The organism is Armatimonadota bacterium (assembly GCA_016789105.1).
Classification (GTDB): Bacteria; Armatimonadota; Fimbriimonadia; order Fimbriimonadales; family Fimbriimonadaceae; genus UphvI-Ar2.
In genome coordinates, this window is sequence record JAEURN010000007.1 from 71,056 (window position 1) to 92,122 (window position 21,067).

General features: G+C 59.1%; 17 protein-coding genes. 15 read left to right on the top strand and 2 right to left on the bottom strand.

Annotation, left to right across the window (positions count from 1 at the left end; all coding sequences use genetic code 11):
- Positions 1-14 precede the first annotated feature (14 nt).
- Positions 15-653, bottom strand: coding sequence for a hypothetical protein (locus JNM28_07835; protein MBL8068346.1), 639 nt, complete (start codon positions 651-653; stop codon positions 15-17).
- A 117-nt stretch (positions 654-770) separates the two neighbouring features.
- Here JNM28_07835 and JNM28_07840 point away from each other — a divergent pair, with 117 nt between their 5' ends.
- The 6 genes from JNM28_07840 (at position 771) to JNM28_07865 (ending at position 8,184) form a co-directional block, all read left to right on the top strand.
- The gene (locus tag JNM28_07840) at positions 771-3,119 is read left to right on the top strand and encodes an endonuclease MutS2 (protein ID MBL8068347.1); all 2,349 of its coding nucleotides are present in this window, start codon (positions 771-773) and stop codon (positions 3,117-3,119) included.
- 84 nt (positions 3,120-3,203) lie between these two features.
- A complete protein-coding gene (locus tag JNM28_07845) occupies positions 3,204-4,025 on the top strand; it encodes a hypothetical protein (GenBank protein ID MBL8068348.1) in 822 nt (273 codons plus the stop codon).
- A 386-nt stretch (positions 4,026-4,411) separates the two neighbouring features.
- A complete protein-coding gene (locus JNM28_07850; protein MBL8068349.1) occupies positions 4,412-4,828 on the top strand; it encodes a cytidine deaminase in 417 nt (138 codons plus the stop codon).
- Positions 4,825-5,619 (top strand): hypothetical protein, encoded by a 795-nt coding sequence (locus JNM28_07855; GenBank protein MBL8068350.1) that lies wholly within the window; start codon positions 4,825-4,827, stop codon positions 5,617-5,619. Before JNM28_07850 ends, JNM28_07855 begins: the two co-directional genes overlap by 4 nt.
- An 80-nt stretch (positions 5,620-5,699) precedes the next feature.
- Entirely contained in the window at positions 5,700-6,857 is a 1,158-nt protein-coding gene (locus tag JNM28_07860) for an RtcB family protein (protein ID MBL8068351.1), read from the top strand.
- A gap of 58 nt (positions 6,858-6,915) precedes the next feature.
- On the top strand, positions 6,916-8,184 hold the full coding sequence (locus JNM28_07865) for a hypothetical protein (protein ID MBL8068352.1): 1,269 nt from the start codon (positions 6,916-6,918) through the stop codon (positions 8,182-8,184).
- Here JNM28_07865 and JNM28_07870 read toward each other — a convergent pair.
- Entirely contained in the window at positions 8,181-9,422 is a 1,242-nt protein-coding gene (locus JNM28_07870; GenBank protein ID MBL8068353.1) for a hypothetical protein, read from the bottom strand. The genes JNM28_07865 and JNM28_07870 overlap by 4 nt on opposite strands.
- 45 nt (positions 9,423-9,467) lie before the next feature.
- On the opposite strand from JNM28_07870, the gene JNM28_07875 reads away from it, so the two are divergent.
- The 9 genes from JNM28_07875 to JNM28_07915 all read left to right on the top strand — a co-directional run bounded on the left by JNM28_07875 (position 9,468) and on the right by JNM28_07915 (position 21,067).
- On the top strand, positions 9,468-10,397 hold the full coding sequence (locus tag JNM28_07875; protein MBL8068354.1) for an NTP transferase domain-containing protein: 930 nt from the start codon (positions 9,468-9,470) through the stop codon (positions 10,395-10,397).
- Positions 10,398-10,523: 126 nt separating this feature from the next.
- A complete protein-coding gene (locus JNM28_07880) occupies positions 10,524-12,320 on the top strand; it encodes a hypothetical protein (GenBank protein MBL8068355.1) in 1,797 nt (598 codons plus the stop codon).
- Complete coding sequence (locus tag JNM28_07885; protein MBL8068356.1) at positions 12,317-13,162, top strand: ABC transporter permease subunit; 846 nt, start codon at positions 12,317-12,319, stop codon at positions 13,160-13,162. Before JNM28_07880 ends, JNM28_07885 begins: the two co-directional genes overlap by 4 nt.
- Positions 13,163-13,171: 9 nt before the next feature.
- Positions 13,172-14,101 carry an ABC transporter ATP-binding protein gene (locus JNM28_07890; GenBank protein ID MBL8068357.1) on the top strand — a complete coding sequence of 310 codons (930 nt, stop codon included), beginning with the start codon at positions 13,172-13,174 and terminating at the stop codon, positions 14,099-14,101.
- Complete coding sequence (locus JNM28_07895; GenBank protein ID MBL8068358.1) at positions 14,098-15,666, top strand: hypothetical protein; 1,569 nt, start codon at positions 14,098-14,100, stop codon at positions 15,664-15,666. Before JNM28_07890 ends, JNM28_07895 begins: the two co-directional genes overlap by 4 nt.
- A complete protein-coding gene (locus JNM28_07900; protein ID MBL8068359.1) occupies positions 15,641-17,371 on the top strand; it encodes a hypothetical protein in 1,731 nt (576 codons plus the stop codon). Before JNM28_07895 ends, JNM28_07900 begins: the two co-directional genes overlap by 26 nt.
- On the top strand, positions 17,368-18,360 hold the full coding sequence (locus JNM28_07905; GenBank protein ID MBL8068360.1) for an AAA family ATPase: 993 nt from the start codon (positions 17,368-17,370) through the stop codon (positions 18,358-18,360). Before JNM28_07900 ends, JNM28_07905 begins: the two co-directional genes overlap by 4 nt.
- A complete protein-coding gene (locus JNM28_07910) occupies positions 18,357-19,244 on the top strand; it encodes a DUF58 domain-containing protein (protein MBL8068361.1) in 888 nt (295 codons plus the stop codon). The genes JNM28_07905 and JNM28_07910 overlap by 4 nt, the downstream gene beginning before the upstream one ends.
- Complete coding sequence (locus tag JNM28_07915) at positions 19,241-21,067, top strand: BatA and WFA domain-containing protein (GenBank protein ID MBL8068362.1); 1,827 nt, start codon at positions 19,241-19,243, stop codon at positions 21,065-21,067. The genes JNM28_07910 and JNM28_07915 overlap by 4 nt, the downstream gene beginning before the upstream one ends.

Here is a 21,067-nt window from a genome sequence, read left to right on the forward strand (position 1 = left end):
CCAACCGGATCAGGCTACTCAAATTTCAGGGTCAGAACTGGTTGGGTCGCTTTTTCACTGTTGCGGCTGTAGAACTTGTAGATCATGCTTTCCCCGGCCTCGTCGGGCGTGAGAGCAGTCGTGAAAGCAAGGCCGAGTTCGTGCTTGGGCGATTTGCGGGCTTGTTGCAGGGCCGCCATGAATTTGCCCTCTGAACCACCGAGGTCGATTTCGACTTTGACCGGCTCGGTGGCATTGGCATAGAACTCGATGGGCTTTGTTGCGAGCAAAAACGCCTTATCGGCCTTGGGTCGGATTTTCTCGGCCCCTTCGAAGCTGAAATTCTCTTCCTCAAACTCAGCGGAGGTGCTCCTGACTTCAAGGGGATACTTCTTCCCGATTTCCGGGTCAATGTTGGGGTTGGGCACAAAGTAGAGGGTCAACGTCGTCCCGAGCAATTTGCCGGACGGCAGCTTGGAAACATCAAACTTCATCGCCGACCATGACCCGGCGTCGCCGATGTTTGGATCGGCGGAGGAAAGCCCTTCGGCACCCCAACACCTCAGAAATGGATCGCTGGTTTGATCCGGGGCAAAGTGGTAGACCCAAACGTCGTCAGTCGGGGCCAATGTGGCGGTCTGCGCGGCAAACAGCAGGGCTAAGGCGGCGGTCATGCTTGAGATTGTGACGGATGGTGCCCGTGCACAGTTTTGCGGGCCTGGCGATCGCTTGCCCAGATTGGCGGAACCAGCCAGTCATGGCCGAAAGTTGGGGAAGGGCCACAATAGGGCATGACCCACGCGCTTTTGGTGCTGGAATGGGAGAGAGTCCGCGGGCAACTTGCGGCCGAGTGCGAATCGCCGCTCGGTGCCGCCCTTGCCTTGGGGCTACTCCCCAGCCACGAACGCGGCGAGGTCGTATCTCGCCAAAGCCTCACTGCCGATGCCTTGAGGTTTTACGACACGGGATTCCCCGACATGTCCGGGCTCCACGATATCGGCGAAATGGCTTCGCTCGCCGCAAAGGGGGCCATATTGGATGGGGCAACCCTGGCCAAGATCGGCCAGAGCATGCGGGTGGCCGACCGAGCCCGCAAAGCCATCCTCGGGTTCGGTGGGGAAATCCCGCATCTGCGGGGCAATGCCGAGTTCATGCCCGACCTCGGATCGTTGGGGGCCAAACTGGAGCGCTGTTTTGACCTAGATGGCGAAGTTTTGGACGAGGCCAGCCCCACCTTGGCGACCGCCCGGGGCAACAAGGCCAAGGCAAACAAGCGGATCCTGGAAAAAATCCAATCCTACGTCTCCGGCCCAAGCCGCGACTATTTGTCCGACACGGTTTACACACAGCGGAACGGCCGCTACGTCATCCCGCTCAAGGCCGAACACAAAGGCAAGATCAAAGGGATCGTCCACGACACCAGCGGGAGCGGCGGAACCGTCTATTTGGAGCCGGAGCCGGTTGTTGAGCTTGGGAACCAACTCCGGGCCGCGGAGGCGGCAGAAAAAGCCGAGATCCAACGGATTCTTAAAGAGATTTCCGGCGAAGTTGGATTGCGTTCCCAAGAATTTGGAATCGCCCTGGCCGAGGCGTCGCGATTCGACCTTCTGTTCGGGATGGTACGGCTTGGAACCGGCCAGAAAGGGTGCTTGGCCGAGATCGTCGAGGGCTGCGGGGTGCGGATCGTCCAAGGCCGACACCCGTTGTTGGATGCGGCCTCTGCCGTTCCGCTCAGCCTTAAGTTGGGTTTGGGCGAACCGAGCATCCTCATCACTGGGCCGAACACCGGCGGCAAGACGATAGCCATCAAGACCGTCGGATTGTTTGCCGCCATGGCCCAGAGCGGCATGATGCTCCCCGCCCAGGTTGCCCAAATCGGGCCGGTCACCCAGATATGGGCCGATATCGGCGATGAGCAATCCTTGGAGCAGAGCCTGTCCACATTCAGTGGACACATCAAAAACATCTCCCGTGCTTTGGCCCAGGTGCGGCCGGGTGCCCTGGTGCTGATGGACGAAGTCGGTGCCGGCACCGACCCCGATGAAGGGGCCGCCTTGGCCATGGCCCTTTTGGATGCGTTTTTGGACAAGCAGGCAGTGGTCATGGCCAGCACGCACTATGGCGAACTCAAAATGTTTGCCAGCGATCACCCGAAACTCGTCAATGCGAGCATGGAGTTCGACCTCAAATCCCTAGCCCCGACCTACCGGTTCCTGGCGGGGACCCCGGGGAGCAGCCACGCCTTCAAGATCGCCGAGCGGTATGGCATCCCCAAAGAGGTGATCGCGGCGGCGGAAACCGGGTTTAGCGACCAAGAGCGCAACCTCAGCAAAATGATCGAGCAACTTGAGCAGGCCCAAAGGCGGGCACAAAAAGCCCAGAGCGAGGCCGACAAGCTCACCGCGCGACTCAAGCGGGTGGAGGAGGAGGCCGAACGGAAAATCGAACAGGCCGAGGCGGCCCGGCGGCGGGTCGGCGAAAGGGCCAGCCAGGAGCTGGACGAGTTGCTCCGCCAAATCCGGATCGAGGCCGAAAGCGTGTTTGAAGAAGTCAAACGGGACGGCAGCCAAGCCGGGATCGATCGCGCCCGCCAACGGCTCCGGGAACTTAACTCCGCGGCGGGGGAACTCAGCCGGGAAGTCCGTCCGGAGGAGAAGCACGAAGACCGGGGGATCGCCCTGGCCAAAGGGGTCAAAGTCAAAGTCAAAAACCTGAACCTCACCGGGATCCTGCTTGAAGACCCCAAAGGAGGGAAAGTCAAAGTGCTTGCCGGGGCCCTGAAAATGGATGTGGACTTGAAGCAGATCGTGCCGCTGGAAAAACCGGTGCCCGCGCCGGTCAAAGCCAAGGGCCCCTCCCGGGCCATCGGCCGGATGCGACTGGAAAAGGCCCAAACCCTGCGGCGAGAAATCCACCTGCGGCAAATGAGGGCGGAAGAAGCCCAAGAAGCCCTCGACAAGTTTTTGGACGACGCTTTGGTGGCCGGGATCGATGAAATCAGGATCGTCCACGGCAAAGGGGATGGCATCCTGCGCAAGCTCACCCGCGACCTGCTGCGTCGCCATTCGCAAGTGGTGGGGTTTGGGGATGCCGAGGATTCGGAAGGCGGCTACGGGGCGACAGTGGCTCGGCTAAAGTAGGTTAAGGATTTGTTAGTAGTTTTGTTTTCTTGTTCTGAAACACGTACACTTACGGTGCGGACAACTTGAAGGAGGACTGTTGAGATGGCGAGCGTTTTATACTCGAACTTCGGCGGCCAGATCGTCCAAGAAGACCGGAACGGTCAGGTTCGCACGTATGTGCACGACGATGTGGGCAACACTATGTTCCTGCTCGATGCCTCGGGCGTGACAGACAGCTACGAGTACACGCCGTACGGCCAGCTTTCCTCGCACGTGGGCAGTTCGGTTACACCGTTCACCTTCGCCGGGGCCGTGGGCTACTACGCCACCGGGCTCGCCTTCTTCGCCTCCTATGTCCGCATGAGATGGCTTTCGGCCCTCTCTGGCAACTGGGGAGCCGTAGACCCGCTTTGGCCAGGGCAGAAGCCGTACCAATACGTCGAAGGCAGAGTCACCAATGCGGTGGATCCCAGCGGGACAGCGCCAAGTGCAAAGCAACATGGCAAATGTAAAATCACCACGTGTGTACGGCACGGTTTCGGAGGAAACATAATTGCTACCCATGCACTATTTTGTATTCAAACGGCAAATCCGAACAAATCATGTGACTCAGATATATACCCAGATCATGTTTACGCCACTGTAAACAATAACAGAGGCTGTGACGATTGGGCTTGTGCGATGAAAGCTGACCCTGGAACGACGTGCAGTTCAGAACAACTCGACTGCAGTGTAGCCAGCATGGCCTGCAATTGTATCGGTGATTGGGCCAGCCACATTAGAGAGCCAAATTATTTTGCAGGTGGCACGTGCTACGGGCATGGGCGCACAATAATACGCTGTGCCTGCGAAAAATTGCGTGTAGCGAGCATCGCGATGTGGCTGGACGCTGATTGTAGGATATTCACCCCAATCATCGCATGAATCTACAACAAAGAAGAATTTGGTTGACTTTGCTAGTTCTCGTCTTGTTGACTTGCTTCTGTGTATGGTATGGGCGCCGCTACGCCGCTTTGCGCGAAACTGCAACATTGCGAGTACAAAATTTCTTAGCTAAATTGTCCAAAGACGATATGATGTTGGTGACTTTTAGTAGTGGCGTTTCGACAGCAGATTTTGCACCTCCTTGTACCATAGAATCTGTGCATCAACAGATTTTGGGAGTCCCAATTCTTTTTAAAGTGCGTTGCGGTATGAAAGAGCATAGCATCGAATATATCGACAGTTCTGGCCGACTGCTGGTAAGACGCTAGTCGATGTAATGAGGAATTGATTCACCGATGGTCTTCGAGTTGCTACAATAGCCCCACATGCCCAAGACTGAATCCCTGATCGAAGCCGCCCAAACAGTCCGGACGAACGCCTACGCGCCCTACTCCGTCTATCCCGTGGGAGCGGCCGTGCTCGGCTCGGACGGAGCCATCTACACCGGGTGCAACGTGGAGAACATCAGTTTTGGACTCACGATGTGCGCGGAACGGGTGGCCATCGGAGCGATGATCGCAGCTGGGTGCCGAAAGGTCACCGAAGTGGCGATCGCCACCCGGGACGGCGGGTCGCCATGCGGAATGTGCCGGCAGACCCTGGCGGAATTCACCAGCCAGCCGGAACAAGTCACAATCTGGCTCGTCGATGAACAAGGAAACCGGCGGAGCGCCACGCTGGCCGAGCTGATCCCCGACACATTCACCACAGATTTGCAATCAAACAACCAGGATAACCAGTGAAAAAAGACACTCTTACGACGATCAAATGGGTTTCGGCCTTTGTTGCTCTTGCCATCATCCTTGGATGCGGCGGGGGCGGGGGAGGGATCAGTTCCTCCGGCAGCACCAGCGGCGGTTTCGGCAATGGAACCCCTGCGCCCGGGCAATACCTTGAATTCTTCCGCGGCTTCACCCGGGTCGACCCGCTCAACCTCTCGGTCGGCGATTCCATTTCGGTTCAGTTCGTCAACTACGATGTTGTCGGCCGGCGCACGGTGATCACCGGGGCCGCGTGGTCGTTGACCAACGCCAACGGCCATGCAACGATTAATTCGGTTGGCGGGCTCTCGGTCACTAGCGACCCGCAAGGGTACGTCACCGTCACCGGCGTGGCCAATGTTTCCGGGCAAAGCAAAACCCTCAACCAAGATATCTATGTGTCGCCCTCGACGGGAACCCATGTGAAAGGCAAAATCTTGGCCAACAACTCCAATGTGCCGGTTGCGGGCATCCAAGTCGAATTCGTCGATAACGGCAACAACCTGGTCGGTGCCGCGCTCACGGACAGCAACGGGAACTTTGACGGAACGGTGGGCAACGGCGCCAACCGCATCAAACTCAAGCCCAGTTCCGTGCCTGTCGCCTACTTTGCCGCAATCAAATACCAAGGGTCGAACTACGCCGTGACCGGGAATGCCTGCTTGCTGAGCCTGCCGACCCTCATTCCCGGCGGGACGGTCTCGTTCCCCAGCAACATCCTGCTGCCCCGGCAACAAGACGGGCCCCCGCCCCCGCCGACGTCCTGCCCATAATCTGGGCCGGTACCAATCCGGATGGGCCTGGCGGGCAGATGTCCGCCAGGTTTTTTCACTTAATCCATCGCGAGAAAACCATGCAAATCATTGAAAATATCCCTGTCTTCGGGCCTCCAGACCCGGGCGCAGTTGCGCAGATCAAAAACGCCCGCGAAACGGGCGCGGCCCATACCGCCTTGATGGGCGACCACCACGTGGGCTATGGCGTGCCTATCGGAGGGGTTGTGGCCTACCATGAACTTGTTTCACCCAGCGGGGTCGGATACGACATCGCCTGCGGAAACAAAGCGGTGCTCACCGACGCCCGGGCCGAAGATGTCCGGCAGAAGATCCGGTCGATCATGGACGACGTCTTCGCCAAAGTCAGCTTTGGAATGGGCCGGGCCAATAACGAAGAGGTCGACCACGAACTGTTCGACGACCCGCTTTGGGAGCGGAACTCGGTGGTCAAGTCCTTGAAGGACAAAGCCCGCCAGCAACTTGGCACCGTCGGGAGCGGGAACCACTATGTGAACATCATGGTGGATGAATCCGACCGGGTGTGGATTGGCGTGCACTTTGGGTCACGCGGCTTGGGCCATGGCATTGCCAGCTATTACATCGATCAAGCCAAACGCATCGGCAACGAACGCCACCAAATCACGTGGCTGCATGAGCATTCGCCTTTGGGTGAGGAATACATCGCCTGCATGGAACTCGCCGGCAAATACGCCTATGCGGGTCGCGACTGGGTTTGCCGGCGCGTGGCCAAAATCTTGGGGGCCAAGATTTTGGACGAGGTGCATAACCACCACAATTTTGCCTGGAAGGAGCGCCATGACGGCGAAAACCTCTGGGTCGTCCGCAAAGGGGCGACGCCCGCGTTCCCGGGTCAGCGGGGGTTTGTGGGGGCAACAATGGCCGAACCATCCGTCATCCTCGAAGGGGTGGAATCTGAACGGTCACCGGCAACACTTTATTCCACCGTGCATGGCGCGGGGCGGGTGATGAGCCGGACTCAGGCCAAGGGCAAGAAAGGTTCCGCAGGCCAAATCAGCCGGTCCAACATGGAGGCCTGGGTGAACCGGGCTAAAGTTGAACTCCGAGGCGCCGACGTCGATGAAGCCCCGCAATGTTACAAGCGCTTGGACGACGTCTTGCGCCACCACGAAGGGACAATCCGCGTGATCCACCGGTTGACCCCGGTCGGCGTGGCCATGGCGGGCAAGGATGTGTTCGACCCTTATAAAGACTGAGCGGAAGGCTCAACCATGCAACCGGATAGGGCCAGCCAAGTAGAATCCCGGTGAGGGCGTGGACGAGAAGGAATTAACCGCAACCCCCCGGGCTGACGCCGGGGATTATTTGACCGAAGAGGACATCCAGCAGATGATCCTTTTGGCCAGCCGTTTGCGCGAGCAGGCGGGCGGTGAGCTGGATGATGATGCGCTGATCGCGGTGAGCGAGGCAACCGGCGCGCCGCTTGACTACATCCGGTTGGCCGTCCGGAGCACTCCGGTGCAAAATCGGAGACAACGGTTCTTTGAACGGCTGAAGTCATCATTTTTGGCATTTGACCCTGATATGAGGCGGTTTGCCATGGCGGGGGTTTTGGCCCTGGGGGCAGGGTTTGCGCAATGGCTTGGCGGTGCCTTCACGGGTGGCGACCAGAGCGGCTTTTTCACCATTGTCTCCTTCATGATGTGGATGGGGGGGCTTTACAACGCCTCGGTTAGCCGCAACGTCCGAACGGCCATCGCCTCGGGCGCTATCCTCGGGTTGGCCAGCCAATTGGTGGCCTCATTCTTTTCCATGCTCGATGGGATGTTCACTTTGGAAGCCCACGGAGGGTCAAACCTGCCGCTCGCCATTTTCCTCACCGTCCTTGGCTCTGTCCTCGGGGGCACAGGTTTTGAGCTGCTTTCCAAGAACAGGAAGAAATTGGGTCTCGGCGACCCCGCCGCCGAGCGGCACCTCCTGCTCACCCAACTCCTGGAAATCCAGAACAAACTCAAGCAAGATGAGAAGCACGTGACATTCGTGAGCGTTGATGTTGTCGGTTCGACGAAGATCAAAACGGAAAACGATGAAATCGCCGTCGAATACACGTTCAACGAATACCACCGGTATATCGAGCAAGCCACTCTCAAACATGGCGGCAAGATCCACTCGACGGCCGGGGATGGCGTGACCTGTGTTTTTGAAGACCCGGCGGCCGCAGTCGCTGCAGGAAAGTCCATGCAAGCCGGGCTTTTTGAATTCAACGCCTACAAGAACCAGTTGAAGACGCCGCTCGCCATGCGGGCAGCTGTACACACCGGCAGCGTTTTGGCCCCGGGCCAACAGGCCACCGCCGTCAACTTCGCCCATGTCATCGATGTGGCGGCCCACTTGCAAAAGGTCGCCGAGCCGGGGACTTTGGCCGTCAGCCAAGCCACGGCCATCTATCTGGGAGGGTTGGATGCGATCGGTGCTGAACGGGTCAGTGCTGAAAAGGTCGAGGCGGCCGTCTGGAGGCCCCGTTTGGCCCTCAATGCCCGGCAGGTCGCTGCCATGGTGCCGCCGCTCCCCCGGCAAGGTTAGTTTTCGGCAGGGGGTTCTATGGTGAGGTCTGGGGCGAGCCCCCGGCCCTTGGTCTCGCCCCCATCATCGCGCCCATCAGCGCCGACGCTGTAGATTTGGAACTCCCGCTCCGCCCGGTGGTAGGGGAATGGCCGGCCCGAATAAGGATCCGTCGTCGAACCTTCGGGCAATCCCACGAATTCCGCCGGGGCTTTGCCGGTCGCCTTGCCTTCGGCCATAGCGAGGCAGGTGAGTGCGAACAACCGGCTCCGGGCGATATGGAGGTCGCGGGCTTCGACAAAGGCTGTCAGCGGGGTGAAAAGATGCATGGAGAATCGGCGCCATGGCCGCTCGCCGGTCAGGGAGAGGTCGATGGGCTTCCGCTCCGATGCCGGCACGGCTAGTGCGGCTAGTGCCCAATCCACATAGGCTTTGGCTTCCCCGGCAAAGCCTTTGAAGTAAGCGGGGCGGTCGGATGGTCGCAAGCCTTCCAAGTGTTCGATGGCGGGGTCGGCCTGGTGGTAAAAGGCCTCCCTGAGCAGCGGATAATCCTTTGACCGGTAGGCGTTTTGCACGAATTGGACTCCCAAGAGCATGTTTTTGTATTCGTTTTCAACCGTTTGGTTAGGCGGCGGCGAACCGGCTAGGGAAGCGAGGATGGCATTGCCCATATTCCGGAGCGTTTGGGCATCCATGCGCTGAAGGAGTTCGGCGGCTTGGGCGCGGGCGTTGGATGCGATCCAATAGCCCACCAAGGCGTCGTCGGCATCGCCCTGGGCTAGGTGGTCGGCCATGCGTTGGGCCGTGATCAGGGGCTGGGCCGCCCCGTTGGCATTGTCCCCTTCCTTGGCTTGTTTGACCTGAATGCCGAGGGCGCGGCCGATTGCCGTGAGGCCGATCCCCGATGGGCGGGGGAGGAACGGGTCTTGCGGCCGGAACTCCGCGTGACACGGCAAGGTACTGGCCCGCATGGCGACCGAAACCGAGTTTTGTAGCCGGCGGGCAAATTGCGGTTCTTCGTTTGGTTTGAGGTCACCCTTCTTGTTCATCGGCCCCGCCGCCGCCGAAGCCAGGTTGGCAGCCAGCATATATCCGTCCCAGGCATTGCCCGAGTTGGCTTGCGGCTTATAAGCTTCGGCCGGCTGGGCAAACGTCTCCCAAGGGGCATCGTCGGCATGGTGGCATCCCGCGAGGCTCGTGCAAAGGGCAACTGTGACGGCCCATCCTGGGCCAAACCGACCGATTGAAATCCTTTTCATCGCCATGAGTTTACTGCCGTGCTAAATTCAAGACGGAAAAGGCATATGAAGGGAGTGATTTTGGCGGCCGGCAAAGGGACCCGGCTTTACCCGGTGACCAAGGCGATCCCCAAGCCATTGCTGCCGATTGCAAACAAACCGACCCTCGAATATGCCTTTGATCAACTCAAGGGTTGCGGGATCAGCCAAGTTTGCGTCGTCGTGGGAGAAAACGAAGGCGTGATGCGCGAGCACCTCGGCGACGGGTCAGCCTATGGTTTGGATCTTTCGTTCGTCCGCCAAAACGACCCCAAAGGGTTGGCCCATGCCGTCGGGTTTGCCCGGGATTTCGTTGCTGAGGATGATTTTGTCCTGTACCTGGGAGATGCGATTTACGACCAACCATTGGCCCCGTTTATTGAGCAGTTCAAATCGGCAGGGGCGGCAAACCTCAACCTGGTCAAGGAAGTCGAAGACCCTCGGCGGTTTGGTGTGGCCAACGTGGAAGGCGGCCGGATCGTCAAACTGGTCGAAAAGCCGGCCGAACCCGAATCGAACCTCGCCATGGCCGGCATGTACGTATTTGGCCCGCAGATCTGGGATGTGTTGCCAGGGCTGGCCCCCAGCGCCCGGGGCGAATATGAAATCACCGATGCGATCCAAATCCTTGTCGACCAGGGCCACTTGGTGATCCCAGGGATTTATGGCGGTAACTGGTTCGATACCGGGACATTGGATTCGTTCTTGGCTACGAGCCGTTTCTTGACTGACGGCGGCCAGCTTGTGGACCCTTCGGCCGATGTCGATGCCGAACTTGCCGGCCATGTCGTCATCGGGGCGGGGGCAAAGGTTAAAGCGGCACGGGTCGAAGATTCCGTGATCCTCCCGGGAACTTCTATTTCGACACAGGGGGTGATCGCCGGGTCTATCCTTGGCGGCGCAATCGTTGCCGAAGGCGACCTTGTGGATGCAATACGATTCGCGGATCTCGACTGACAATCCCGATTGTTTGGGATTTTTGTAAATTTTCCCAACAAGCCGAAACCGATAAACGCAAGGAAAGGTTTAATCGGTGAGAGCATGGTTTTTCTTAGGCGGCTTGTGATAGGGGTGTGTGCCGCTGTGCTGGTCACCGCACCCTCCAACGCCCAAGCCCCCGATCCTGTCAGCATCAGTTATGAACCGGTTTGGCAGGGGCTCGGCGGGGAACTCACAACCGTTCCCATCAGGCTGAGTTTGGAAAACACGGGAAAGCCGGAAACGATCGGGATCCGATGGATGGATGGCGACACGGAAACCGCCACGGTCATCGATCTCCCGAGCGGTGCCAAAAAGGAACGTGTCCTCTACATCACCAAAACAAACGGATACAACCCGTTGCAACTGTTGATCCGCCGGGGGATATTGGAGACCCCGCTTTCCGTTGAACCCACTTCCACCGGCAATTTCGAGGCGACCAAAATCGGGATCATTTCGGACTCGCTCGGCGACGCCGCATTGGTCAAACCAGACAAGGAGAAGCAGTTTGAAAACAAGCGGTGGTCCAACGGCTTTGCCGCCGGGGTTGCCAAACCGGGGATGGCCCCAACCAGGACAAGCGGTTACGACGATCTGGGTTTGTTGATTTTGGGGGAAGGGGCAGAAAGGCTGACCGATGCCGAAGTCGCCGCCATCCAACTCTCGGTTCTCAGAGGCCTCCACCTCGTGTTCGTCGGTGGGCCGATCCGGCCGGTGCTCAGCGACCCGCGTTGGCAAGGTTTCTTGCCGGTTTCCCCCGGGGGGTCATCTAAGGATGTCGCCCCTCCAAGCGCCTACGGAGTGCATTCCAACGTCGCCCCCCCGACGGGGCCGATGCTCGACCTGAAGCCCAAGCCGGGGGCCGCCACCATCATGGCAGGACAAGTGGCGGTGCAAAGCACGCTGCCCGTTGGCGCGGGGAATGTGACTTGGCTCGCCTACGATCTTTTTTCCACCCCATGGCGCACATGGAATGGCCGATTTTCACTGATCTACTCTTTGGCCTGGGAACCGTGCGCCGAAGGTTGGCAACCATTCCTGCAGACCCTTAATCAGCCGGCGGAAGAGTATTACGGATCCCCTGCCATGTCCGTCTCCACGGCCTCTGGTGGGACCGCCAAAGGGTTGTTCGGGATCAAAGTCCCCGATGCCGGAAGGATATCGCTCCTGCTGATCGGCTATCTGGTCTTGGTAGTCCCCGTTAATTTTGTGTTGCTGCGCAAGTTGCGGAAAGGGGAACTGGCGTGGGTCACCGCCCCGGTGATTGCGCTTGGAGCGGCCGGCGTTTTGTTCGGATTCGCCGGGCAGCTCTATTCCAGCGCCGCTTCGAGGCAAACCACGGGGTTTCTGGTGGGCTCGGATGCCGGCGACGGGGCCCTATTTGTCGGATCCCAGCAGATCTTTTTCCCGGGGAACGGGCGCTACGACCTCAAACTTGAGAATGTCCAAAAGGTCGGAACCTCCAGCTACCGGGATTACAATATGTTCGGTCAAGCCCAAACGCAAAACCATTTTGTCGACATGGGCTCCATCACCGCGCCATCGTTCACCGTGGACAACCTAAGCTTCAGGGAGTTCCATTTTGAACAGGCGACAACTTTGCCAAAAGGGTGGCTGACCGTATCTGAATCGGGTGGGGAAACCCAAGTGCAGCTAAGGAACCCGATGGCAACCGACCTTCACGACGTCACCGTGGAGATTGGGGGCCTGAAGCAGAGAGTGCCGAAAATCGGCCCGGGCGAATCGGTCACGGTTCGGTTGAAGGTGCCGGCGGGCGGAAGGCGGGTTGGTTTGGCTTCCGCTCAGGTTGACCCTTCCATGTATGGGGGCCGTTTCGGCGAAGAAGTCGGCAAGGACACCGTCCGGCTCCTTTACTCATTCACAGCGGGAGACAGCAGATGAGGGCCTTGATCGACCGGATCCCGGACAAGCCGGTTTACTTCGAGCTCCGCAACCAATTGCGGAGGTTTGTCAGCGGGTCTCTCAAAGGCAACCAAGTGGCCTCGTTGGTTGTCATCCTCATCTTCTTTTCGATGATTGCCTATTCGTCTTTGAGCGCGGCCAAATACATCCCCCTATCTGTCGTCATGTTCATTTTGCCGGGCTTGGCCTGGCTGACCATCCCGGGAGCTGTGAGTGGCCTGATTTCGGGCGAGCTGCAAAAGCGTAGCTTGGATCCGCTCCTTGCGTCTCCGCTCCGGCCGCACCAACTGGTGACGGCCAAGGCCTTGCGGGCTCTGCCGATGGCGGTCGTCATCTATGGTTCCGGGCTTGGACTCATCGTGCTGCTTGCCATTGGCAAACTGTTCCAAGGCGACCAAGTCGGAAGCGAAGTTTTGCCCGCCCCTATTTCCATCGTGGCGGGAACAATCATTTTCTTGGCCACCGCCTACTCGTCGACCGGCCTCAGCCTGGCCGTCTCCTCCGTGACGCGGACCACTGTTGCCTCGCTCTTGACGTGTTTTGGCGCGATGCTGTGCCTCTATGCCCTTTTGCCGGCGGTCGTGGTGCCGATCATCGCCGCCATCGACAGCCAGGCAGTCCCCTACGTCATGGCCCTGCACCCTTACGGCGCCCTTTCACTTTGCGTGTTCACACTGCCCTATTCGAATGTGAATATGGTGGCCGCCATGGGCTTGGCGGCATTCGGAACTTGCATCCAATTCGCCATCGGCTGGTTGGGGTTTGCCTTTGCAGCCACCCGGATCGGCCACTACACCAAAAAGGGGACGGGGGTCTCCTGACTCGAATCCATGCTATCCGTCCAAAACCTCGATAAACGGTACGGCCAGTTCCAAGCCGTCAACAATGTCAGTTTCGAACTCGAGCCTGGCCAGATCATGGGGTTCATCGGTTCCAACGGCGCGGGCAAAACCACGACGATCAAAATGCTGGCCACGCTTTTGGAGCCAACCTCAGGTTGCGCCAAGCTGCTGGGCAAAACCTTGGACGGCAACGATATCTCGATCCGCAAAGAGATCGGCTATATGCCCGACTTTTTTGGCCTTTACGAAGACATCAAAGTTTGGGAATACCTGGACATGTTTGCCAGCCTTTACGGTGTCCCGGCGGGAGACCGCCCCCGCGTCATCGACGAAGTCCTGGAACTTACCGATTTGGGATTCAAGCGGGACGCCTTTGCCCAATCCCTGAGCCGGGGGATGCAACAACGGCTCTGTTTGGCCCGCTGTTTGGTGCACAACCCGACTTTGTTGCTGTTGGACGAGCCGGCCAGCGGCCTAGACCCCCGAGCCCGGGCGGAACTCAAAGACCTCATCGGCGAACTCGGAAGGATGGGGAAAATCGTCATCGTCAGCTCCCACATCTTGCCGGAACTCGCCGATTTTTCGACTGTCGTCGGCATCATCGAACGGGGCGAGATGCTCGCCTTCGGAAAAGTCAAAGACGTCGTCCGTGCCCTCACCCCGGCCAAGAAAATCCAGGTTCGCTTGCTGGAAAAAGGGGCCGAGGCCAGCATGTGGCTCCACGGCCGGCCGCATATCAGCTCGACCGAATTCGTCAATGAGAACGAATTCCGGTTCGATTTCACTGGTGAGCCTCAAGAACAGGCCGAACTCCTCCGCGCCCTCATCCAATCCGGGTTCCCGATTGTGGAATTCCTCGACGAGGAAGCCAACCTCGAGGATCTGTTCATGAAAGTGACGAAAGGAGCGTTAAATTGACGGCGGATTGGATCGCCGAGCAAAGGCGGGTCTATTTCGGGAACGCCAATTCCGTCAAGGATTACCGGATCCAGTTGAGGAGCACCAAAACGGTTTGGTATTGGTCGCTCTACCTAGGCATTTTGGTTTTGGTCGCACTGGCCAACTACGGTTCGATCACCCAACAGACTCAGTTCGGGGGTCCGGCGGCCGTGCAAGCCGCCCTGACGGGCTATTACCAAATGGTCGTCGGGTTCGTCCACGCGGGGATCCTTATTATCGCGCCGATGATCGCGGCGTCCTCCGTTGTCAGCGAATATGAGTTGCGATCCATTGAATTGGTCCAGTGTTCGCCAACCACCGCCAAATACCTGTTTGTCGGCAAGTTCATTGCCTGCCTGCGTCAAATCCTGCTTCTGCTCTTCCTCGCTCTGCCGATCGCCGCGGTGGGGGTCACCTTGGGCGGGGCGACTTGGCGGCAGATCTTGGAGCAGTTCGGTTATATCGCCATGCAGGGATCCATGGCAGCGGCCTTGGCTTTCCCGATCGCCATTGCCACAAAATCGATTCTGCGGACTGTTGGCGGGGTTGCGGGGTCAATCTTCTTGTTCACGATGGTCGGGATGGCCTTGGGCACTTCCATGGTCGCGACGACAGGGATGTCGACGGTGCCTCCGTTCGCAGGGATCATCCCATTTGCCTCGGCCCTTGCGGTGGGGCAGTCGTTTGATTTCTTCGGCGTGGCCATCCCTCATTGGCTGACGGCCCTCGCCCTCACGGGGCTCATCATCAAGGTGCTGCTCTTGGGGGCAGGGTCGGCTTTGACCCGGGTGGGGTCGGCGGAAACCGTCAGTCTGAGGATCCACGGCCTGTTCTTAACTCTCTTGTTTGCCGGCGCGGTGTTTTTGCTCATCAGGTCTTCGGTAGCCATGGCCGCCACGGGTTCCAGTCAACTTGTGGAGACCACGTTCATGTGGATGGGGTTCCCGATGTTTGCCGTGTTCGTGGTCGGTTTGGCTGTTGCCGCCCATGGGCGCATGGAAGAGCGCAAGTTCTTTGCCGACCGAATGTTCGTCCCGGCCGATACGTTCCGCGGCCGTCCCAGCGGTGCCTTGGGTTACATCGGGCTCACGACGGCCATCGTCACTATCCTGCCTGCTATCGCGGTGACGCTGAACGGTTCCTTTCCGGCCACGGCGATCGCCGCCGCTGCCGCATGGAATTTTGCATTTGCGTTCATGGTCTTTGGCACGGTGTGGTGGGTCAGCACCTTTTTCGACAGTGCGGTCGGTGCGCGGCGGATGTCTTTTGGTGCAGTCTTTGGCGTGGGGGCCGTTTTGCACTTTTTGGGCGCGGCGATTGACGCCAGCCTCCAAAACTATCAGATGACCAACATGCTCGGACTCAACATCTTTTTGCCGTTTGGAACCAATGAGGGCATGATTCTGGCAAAGGCGGCGGCTTTGGGGATCCTGGGGGCCGTTCTGCTCATTGCCGGGGAACGCCGCAGGGCGTCGAACCTCAATATCTTGCGGCACAACGGCTATATCGTGGATAGAGATGAACTCACTGCACAGACAACTTGACCGGTTTGGGCGCCGGGTTCGCCTGGCCAGGCTTTGGCGCGGCCTTTGGGGCGGGCTCCTCATTGGCGCGTGCCTGGCGTCGGTTCTGGTGGTCTTGGATGTGATGCGGGCCATCGAATTCCCGCCCAATTGGGGGATCGGATTGGCCGGCGCCTTCGCCTTGATCGGAGCCAGTGCGGGGTTTTTGTGGCGGGTGGATGAGCTTGCGGTGGCCCGCAGTGTCGACCGCCGCGCCGGTCTGGAAGACCGCGCTTCTACCGCCATCCATAAAGAGGGGAGCGGCGAGCTTTTTGCCCCCGCTTTGGAATCCGATGCGCAAAGCCGGTTAGCTGCAATACAACCCAAATCTGTTTATCCCTTGCGGTTTGGCACCCAGCAGGCCTCGGCGTGCCTGGCCCTGGCTTTGCTCGCTGTCGCCGTCACCGTCAACGACCGCGGCCTGCTGCTCAGCCCCTCTCAAAAGGCGGCCCAAAAGGAACTCCAATCGACAGCCGCCCAAGTCCAACGGATCGTCAAAGATCTGGAAAGCGGCGATGGTGCCAAAGACAGGGAGGCCGAGCGCAAACTGGCGGCCGAACTCCGGAAATTCGGCCGAGATCTGGAACGAGGCAAATACGACCGGGAAGACGCCCTCCAACAGGCGGAAAAACTGGCCCAAGACGCCAAAAAACTCACCGAACAGCGGTTGGAAAAGGCCGGCGAAAAAATGGAGCAGGTCACAGCCAAAGCGTTGCAAGAAAAGTTCGAGGAAGCCGGCGGCGACCTTGGCAAACTGGCCGACCTCAAACTCGACACGATGGAACAGGAGCAGCTCCGTGACCTGATGCAAAAATCTGGGGCTGACCAACTCCCCAGCGACCAGATCGATGAGCAAACCCTGGCCAAATTGGGGGCCGACAACACCGCCAGCCAAATGATGAGGATGTCCGAAGCCCAAAAGCAAAAGCTGGCCCAAGAAATGGCCAAAGCCCAACAAGACATCCAACAAAAGCTCGAGCAAGGCAACCTGAGCCAAGAAGAAAGGCAAAAACTGGAACAGCAGGCCAAGACCATGCAAGAACTCATGAAGAAAATGGAGCTCTCAGACGATGTCAAAAAGGCGTTGCAAGAACTTCAGAACATGAAGGAGTACAAGGAAATGCAAGAGCTGATGCAAAAAATGCAGCAGGCCCAGCAACAAATGGAACAGGGCAAACCCCTTTCCGATGAGCAAATTGCCGAAATGCAAAAGCAAGCCGAACAGCTTGCGGAAATGATGAAGGATCCGCAAGCCAAAGCCGCCATGAAGCAGGCGATTTCCGAAATGGTCGAGCAACTGAAGCAGGGCAATGTCGATATGAAATCAATGCAACAAATGATGGCGGCCATGGGGATGGATCCCGGCGACCAAACCGGAGGGAACAACCAGGGTGGCAGCTATCAAGGGGAAGGTGAGAACCCGAAAGGCGACCCCATGGAACTGGAGGGCAAAGGCAACATCACCGCCGTCCGGGGAGAGCGAAACGAACAGAAAGGCACCGACGCCTACACCGAAATCAAAGCCCCGACCATGGTGGGCAGCAGGACCAGCGTCCCCTATGGCCAGGTCTTGCCGGGATACCGCAAAACCGCCGAATCCGCAGTGAACAACAATAAGGTCAAAGGGAAACACAAAGAGCGGGTCAAGGAGTATTTCGAACAGCTTTCGGGAGGCAAAGGCAAATGAGTGGACTCGAATCGGCGGAGTGGTTCCGCAAAACATGGGCCGGGATCCGGTCGGAAATCGGCAAGGCTGTCGTTGGCCAAGATGACGTCGTCGAGGGCGTGTTGGTCGCTTTGGCGGCCAACGGCCATGTGCTGTTGGAAGGCATGCCCGGGCTTGGGAAAACCTTGCTAATCCGGAGCCTGAGCCAGGCGGTCGATCTTGATTTCTCACGGATCCAATTCACCCCGGACATGATGCCGGCCGACGTCACCGGCACAAACGTTTTTTCTCAATCGGGAGGGTTCGAGTTCCGGCCCGGGCCGATCTTCGCTCACTTTGTTTTGGCGGACGAAATCAACCGGGCGACGCCCAAAACCCAAAGCTCGCTGTTGGAGGCGATGCAAGAACGGCAAGTCACCGTTGGCGGGAAAGTCCACCATTTGGAGGAACCATTCATGGTGATGGCAACTCAAAACCCGGTGGAGCAGGAAGGAACATACCCCTTGCCAGAAGCCCAGCTCGACCGCTTCTTCTTCAAACTGCTCGTGCCGACACCGAGCAAGTCCGTTTTGGCCGAAGTGGTCAACCGGACGACCCAAGGTGAAATGGAGCCGATCACCATGGTTGCCTCTGCCGCAGACCTCATCCGGGCCCGCCAGGTGACGCGGGAGGTCGCAGTCGGGCCGGAAGTGCTGGATTATGCGCTTTCCGTGATCGTGGCCACCCATCCCGAGGGCGAAGGGGCAAGCGAGGTCGCCCGCAAATACGTCCGGTACGGGTCATCTCCCCGGGGTGCCCAGGCATTGGTGACCGCGGCCAAGGTCTATTCCATGTTGGAAGGCCGGTTCAATGTCAGTAAAGAAAGCATTCAAAAGGCAGCCAAGCCGGTGCTGCGGCACCGGATTATCTTGAACTATGAGGCCGAGGCCGACGGGATGGCGGCGGATGCAGTGATCGACAGCATCGTCGCCTCGGTCAACGCCGGAGACAAAGACCCCATCCGAGTGTGAGCCTTTCCGCCCCGAGCCCGCACCTGGACACCCGCGACGTGCGGGTGCTGGAACGGTTGCGCCTCAAACCCCGCAAGGCATTCTCGGGCCGGGTGCGTGGCGAAAGGCTGGCGCGGGAAAAGGGTGTTTCGCTCGAATTCAAAGACTACCGGGAGTACAGCGACGGCGACGACCTGCGCCACATCGATTGGAATGTGCTGGCCCGCTTGGGTACCCCGATCGTCAAAACCTACCAAGACGAAGAAGACCTCCCGGTCACCCTTTTGGTGGATGCTTCTGAGAGCATGGATTTCGGCGAGCCCAACAAGTTCGGCACAGCCTGCCAGTTGGCCGCGGCTTTCGGAGTCGTGGCGGCGCGAGGAGGGGATTCCGTTCAGGGGGTCGCCCTTGCTGACACGCCGAACCGCACCCGATTCTTGCGGGGACGACGGGGAACCATTTCTTTAACCTCTTGGTTGGAATCCTTGCGCCCGAACGGCAAGCGGGCGCTGGCGTTCCATTTGAAGCAGGCAGCCCGGCACATGTCGCGGCCCGGATTGGCCATCCTTATCACCGATGGGATGGATCCATCGCTCGCCCAAGCATTTGCCCACGTCACGGTGGCGGGGCACGAACTCTGGGTCGTCCAAGTCCTTTCGCCATTCGAGCTCGACCCGGGCATTGAAGGCGACCTGAGGATGATCGACGCCGAAACTAACCAAGTGGTGGAGATCACGGCCAACGGGCCAACCCTTGACGCTTACCGGCGGAACTTGGCCAACCACAATTCTGCCATCGAACAAGCGGCACTAAAGCACGGCGGCCGATATGCCCTGATCGAATCTGGCAAGCCCCTGGCAGAGGTTTTCGGCAAAACCTTCCAAAAGGCCGGGTGGGTCGGGTGAGTTTCCAGGCGCCGTTTGCGCTGCTCTGGTTCCTACCGGTGGGCGGGTTCATCCTGGCCCTCTACCTACTCCGTTTGCGGCGCCGGGATTTCCGGGTTCCGGCCAGCTTCCTTTGGCCAGAACGGCAGGACGAAGTCCGGGCCAACTCGTTGTTTCAGCGGCTCAAGTTCAACTGGTTGTGGGTTTTGCAACTCTTGGCCCTCGCTTTTTTGGTTTTGGGTTTGGCGAGGTGGCAGGTCCGGCAGGAAAACGTCTCCGGCCTCACGACGGTTCTCATCGTCGATGCCAGTGCCAGCATGGGCGCGAGGGATGTCGCCCCAGACCGTTTTGGCGTAGCCGTCAAGCGGGCCGAGTCACTGGTCGCCGCGATGAAGCCCGGCGACCGAATGGCTGTCATCGAATCCGGAGCATCCCCCCGCGTGGCCACCGGGCTTAGCCAGGATCAAGCCAAGCTCCGGCAAGGGTTGGGCAGCCTCCGCCGGAGCGACGCCCCCAGCGACGTCGGCGAGGCATTGAGGCTGGCGATGGCATTGGTCGGCCGGGATGGTGAATCCCGGATCATCCTGCTCAGCGACGGTTGTTTCGATCCCGTCGGTTCCGTCAGCCGGGGCAAATCGCAGATCATTTTCGAGCCGTTCGGGACCTCGTCGGAGAATTTGGGCATCCAGGCGTTAGGTACGGCGGAAACACCGCAGGGCCTCCAAGCTTATGTCGGGGTCAAAAACTATGGGCGCGCGCAAGCCTCCACTTCCATTACGGTCTATGCCGATGGCAAAGCGGTGTCCTCGCACAGGGCAGATATTGCCCCGGGCCAAACCATCGGCAAAACGGTGAGTCTGCCACCAGGAACCGAGCGGGTCTCGGCCAAGCTCGGCCAGGGAGGGGCACTGGCTTGCGACGACCAACGCACCGTGCCCGGGAACCCAACCGGGTCGGTCAAAGTGTTGCTGGTCAGCAAGGGGAACCTGTTCCTGGAAACCGGCTTGAACCTGGATGCCCGGGTTGTCCTTGATAAAGCGACTCAAGTGCCCGCCTCCGAACTGGCGTCCAGCCCCGGACAAGGAGCGTATGATCTGGTGGTCTTCGACAGCGAACCGGAAATCGCGGTGAAGGCCCCGATGACGGTTTCTTTCGGCAAAGGCGGGGGCGCGTCTCCGGCAGAGGTCGGCGGAAAGTTGCCGACTCCCCAAGTCCTCTCCGTCCGGGACGACGGGCTCATGGACGGTGTTTCGTTTGATGGCGTTTACTTGGCCTCGGTTTACGCTGCCAAGCCACGAGCCGGGGCGCAAGCACTGGCCGAAGCGGCAAGCGGCCCCATCGCCGTGTTCCGCGCCACACCCAAGATCCAAGCCTATTTTGCATTTGACTTGTTGGATGGGGATTTCCCGCTTTCGGTCAGCTTCCCAATCCTCCTCGGGAACATCCTGGATAAGGCCGCGGGGTCAGAGCGGCAAGGCTTGACGGCAATTGCGACCGGCCAAGTGGTGGGGTTGCCCGGCAAGGACGGGGAATCTGTCGATGTGAAAGATCCGACAGGCGAGGTCAGCCAGACGACTGCCCTGAACGGCCGGTTCACCTTCCGGAACCTGGATCGGGTTGGCGAATATGCGGTTGGATCGGGTACTGCCGCCAAGAGGTACCTGGCCAACATGGTCGCGGAACGGGAATCCGATATCGCTCCGGTCAAGGAGTTTGCCATCGCCGGCGGCGAGCCGGTCAAATCCAAACCCGCCGAGCAGTTCGCCGACCTCTGGAAGCCGCTTGTCGCCCTCATGATGGGGGTGCTCGCCCTGGAATGGTTTGTTTTCATGAGGCGGTCATGA

Excerpts from the sequence above, each read along its gene's own strand:
- JNM28_07835 (MBL8068346.1), bottom strand. The coding sequence starts at position 653 with ATGACCGCCGCCTTAGCCCTGCTGTTTGCCGCGCAGACCGCCACATTG.
- JNM28_07840 (MBL8068347.1), top strand. The coding sequence starts at position 771 with ATGACCCACGCGCTTTTGGTGCTGGAATGGGAGAGAGTCCGCGGGCAA.
- JNM28_07845 (MBL8068348.1), top strand. The coding sequence starts at position 3,204 with ATGGCGAGCGTTTTATACTCGAACTTCGGCGGCCAGATCGTCCAAGAA.
- JNM28_07850 (MBL8068349.1), top strand. The coding sequence starts at position 4,412 with ATGCCCAAGACTGAATCCCTGATCGAAGCCGCCCAAACAGTCCGGACG.
- JNM28_07860 (MBL8068351.1), top strand. The coding sequence starts at position 5,700 with ATGCAAATCATTGAAAATATCCCTGTCTTCGGGCCTCCAGACCCGGGC.
- JNM28_07870 (MBL8068353.1), bottom strand. The coding sequence starts at position 9,422 with ATGAAAAGGATTTCAATCGGTCGGTTTGGCCCAGGATGGGCCGTCACA.
- JNM28_07875 (MBL8068354.1), top strand. The coding sequence starts at position 9,468 with ATGAAGGGAGTGATTTTGGCGGCCGGCAAAGGGACCCGGCTTTACCCG.
- JNM28_07885 (MBL8068356.1), top strand. The coding sequence starts at position 12,317 with ATGAGGGCCTTGATCGACCGGATCCCGGACAAGCCGGTTTACTTCGAG.
- JNM28_07890 (MBL8068357.1), top strand. The coding sequence starts at position 13,172 with ATGCTATCCGTCCAAAACCTCGATAAACGGTACGGCCAGTTCCAAGCC.
- JNM28_07900 (MBL8068359.1), top strand. The coding sequence starts at position 15,641 with ATGAACTCACTGCACAGACAACTTGACCGGTTTGGGCGCCGGGTTCGC.
- JNM28_07905 (MBL8068360.1), top strand. The coding sequence starts at position 17,368 with ATGAGTGGACTCGAATCGGCGGAGTGGTTCCGCAAAACATGGGCCGGG.